The following is a 2,911-nucleotide window of genomic DNA, read 5'->3' as shown; positions in this document are numbered from 1 at the left end:
CGGCGAATCAGCCTTGGACCGGCTCTTGCAAGCGGATTCTGCAACAGGCTCCGTAGTCCAGGAACGGGATGAACTCCGTCCACGCCCCGCGCCACAGCCGGATGACCGCTGGATATCTTCTGCCCCACTTCTCTTCCAGCTCCTCCAGGGCCGCCTCGGCGGCCGCGGCGGTCGGGGCCGTGTAGATCGGCTTCAGGTCCCGGGCGAGCTCCTCCCAGTACTGCCGGGCCGCATAGCGGAAGGTCCCGCGGATCAGGTGGATGATGCAGGTCTGCACCGTGGCCAGCGGGAACACCGAGTTCACCGAGTCCGGCAGGCCCTTCAGTCCGTCGCAGACCACGAAGAACACATCCCGCACCCCGCGGGACTTCAGGTCGTTGAGGACCGCGTACCAGAACTTCGCCGACTCCCCGTCGCCGTCCCCGGCCCACATCCCGAGGATGTCCTTGTGCCCGCCCAGGTCCACCCCGATCGCGGCGTACACGGGCCGGTTGCGGACCTGCCCGTCGCGGACCTTCACCATGATGGCGTCGATGAAGATGGCCGCGTAGACCTGCTCCAGGGGCCGGGCCCACCACGCCTGCATCTCCTCGATCACCCGGTCGGTGATCCGGGTGACGGTGTCCTTGGAGACCTCGGCCCCGTAGACCTCGCCCAGATGCGCGCTGATCTCCCCGGTGGTCAGCCCCTTGGCCGACAGCGACAGCACCACCTGGTCCAGGTCCGACAGGCGGCGCTGGCGCTTCTTGACGATCACCGGATCGAAGGACGCCTCGCGGTCCCGGGGCACCTCGATCTGCACGGGGCCGGCGTTGTCGGTGATCACCGTCTTGGCCCGTTTCCCGTTTCGCGAGTTGCCGCGGTTCCGTCCCTCGGGCTCGCCTTGCTCGTAGCCGAGGTGCTCGTTCATCTCCTCGTCGAGAGCGGCTTCGACGATCATCTTGGTCAGCTGCTTGAGCAGTCCGCCCGGGCCCGTCAGAGCGGCCCCGCTGGCCCTCGCCTGACGGACCAGCTCCCGGACTGCGTCCTGTTCCGCCGCGCTCAGCTGCGGACTCTCTTCCGGCTCGTCACCGGGTGTCGGTGGGCTCACGTCCACCAGTGTCTCGATGTTCTCGCTCATGTCGACCCTCCAACCCCGAAGGGGGTGATTGGGCCTCTTACACCGTTACTGCGATAGTCCCCGAAGCAACGTCGGCTGGAGCGAGCAATGACTCGCAAGCCAGCGGAGGCGAGTTCAGGTGGTGAGTGCAACACCCTGAATTCTGTGGGGTGTCGTCGATGGGCAGGCCGTGGTCGCCGTTGAGTGTTCGTTTAGCCTTCTGGGAAGGGTTGGATGCGGGGCTGTCGGTAGCCGTAGCGGCGCAGGCCGCGGGGGTGTCGCGTCCAACTGCGTACCGGTGGTTGAGCGACCATCAGAAGGTGTTGCCATCGCCGGTTCCGGATTTCAGTGTGCCCCGTGCAGGGCTTTTGTCGTTGCGTGAGCGGGAAGAGATCGGATTTCAGCTTGCCCAGGGCCATGGCGTGCGTCGTATCGCTGCCCTTCTGGGCCGGGCTCCGTCGACCATCAGCCGGGAGGTCGCGAGGAACCGCGTCAGTGACCGGTATTCGCCATCACTGGCGCAGGAGCAGACGTGGGCTCGTGCCCGTAGGCCGAAGCCGCGGAAGTTGGACGGGTTAGCGTGACGGGAACAGGTCACGACGATGCTTATCGACCGGTTCAGCCCGGAACAGGTCGCTGGCCGACTGAAGGTGGAGCATCCGGAGCATCCGGAGATGCAGGTGTCACACGAAACGATCTATCAGGCCCTCTACGTCCAGGGCCGCGGATCCTTGCGCCTGGAAATTGCGACGGCGCTGCGGTCCGGACGGGTGAGTCGGCGTCCGCAAAGGCCGGAGGGCCCTCGCCCGCAACGGTTCCCGGAGATGGTGATGATCTCTGACCGGCCGGCCGAGGTCGAGGACCGCGCTGTTCCCGGCCATTGGGAAGGGGACCTCATCATCGGTTCAACGGCATCGAAATCCGCGATCGGGACCCTCGTCGAACGCACTACGGGATACGTGATGTTGCTGCATCTGCCGGGGGACCACACCGCCCGCACCGTTGCCGACGCCATGATCACCGCGATGAATACCCTCCCGGAGCAGCTGCGCCGTTCGACGACCTGGGATCAAGGAGCGGAGATGTCCCGGCATCAGGAGATCACGATAGCGACCGGTATGCCCATCTACTTCTGCGATCCGCATTCGCCCTGGCAGCGCGGCAGCAACGAAAACACCAACGGGCTCCTCCGCGAGTACTTCCCGAAAAGCACCGATCTGTCCTTCCACGGGCCCGGAATCCTCGAGAACGTGGCCGCTGAACTCAACCGCCGGCCACGCAAACGTCACGGCTACCGAACGCCCGCAGAAGTCCTCGCCGAGCTAGTCTCGAACCCAGTCAACTAAATCCGGTGTTGCAGGCACCACTGGAATTCGCCGGATAGAAAACAACGAAGTTGTGAGACAGGGTGCGAAGCCGAGGACCAGGCGGGCACTGGAGGTGATGATCTGGCCGGACGTTTGCCGGGTCAGCAATGGACGGCACCGACCCACCACTTGAAGGTACGGGGCATAAGAAGTGGTTTCAATAGTCCTTCCGGGGCAGCCGCCGGGCGCAGATGACAGTGATGGCCAGGGTCGCGACGGCGGTGATCGTGGTGGCGCTGCGGTCGTAGCGGATGGCCAGTCGGCGGAAGGCCAGCAGCCAGGAGATGGTGCGCTCCACCACCCAGCGGTGCCGACCCAGGCGTTGGCTGGAGTCCACGCCGATGCGGGCGATCTTCGGCGGTGATGCCGCGCCGGCGAAGGTAGCGGCGCACCCTCCGGTTGTCGTAGGTCTTGTCCGCGTGCAACTTGACCGGCCGGCGTCGGG

1 protein-coding gene and 2 pseudogenes are annotated in these 2,911 nt (G+C 65.5%); 1 reads left to right on the top strand and 2 read right to left on the bottom strand.

Annotation, left to right across the window (positions count from 1 at the left end):
• Positions 1-7: 7 nt before the first annotated feature.
• Positions 8-1,120 (bottom strand): IS256 family transposase, encoded by a 1,113-nt coding sequence (locus tag IEW07_RS20605; RefSeq protein ID WP_268235561.1) that lies wholly within the window; start codon positions 1,118-1,120, stop codon positions 8-10.
• A 158-nt stretch (positions 1,121-1,278) separates the two neighbouring features.
• On the opposite strand from IEW07_RS20605, the pseudogene IEW07_RS20600 reads away from it, so the two are divergent.
• Positions 1,279-2,433: pseudogene (locus IEW07_RS20600) on the top strand (IS30 family transposase); the annotation flags it as partial.
• 190 nt (positions 2,434-2,623) lie between these two features.
• On the opposite strand, the pseudogene IEW07_RS20595 reads toward IEW07_RS20600, so the two are convergent.
• Positions 2,624-2,911, bottom strand: a pseudogene (locus IEW07_RS20595) (transposase); the annotation flags it as partial.

It is taken from the genome of Kocuria dechangensis, assembly GCF_014636775.1.
Taxonomy (GTDB): Bacteria; Actinomycetota; Actinomycetes; order Actinomycetales; family Micrococcaceae; genus Kocuria; species Kocuria dechangensis.
The sequence above is the reverse complement of the archived record's forward strand: the minus strand, read 5'-3'. Positions and strand labels throughout refer to the sequence as shown.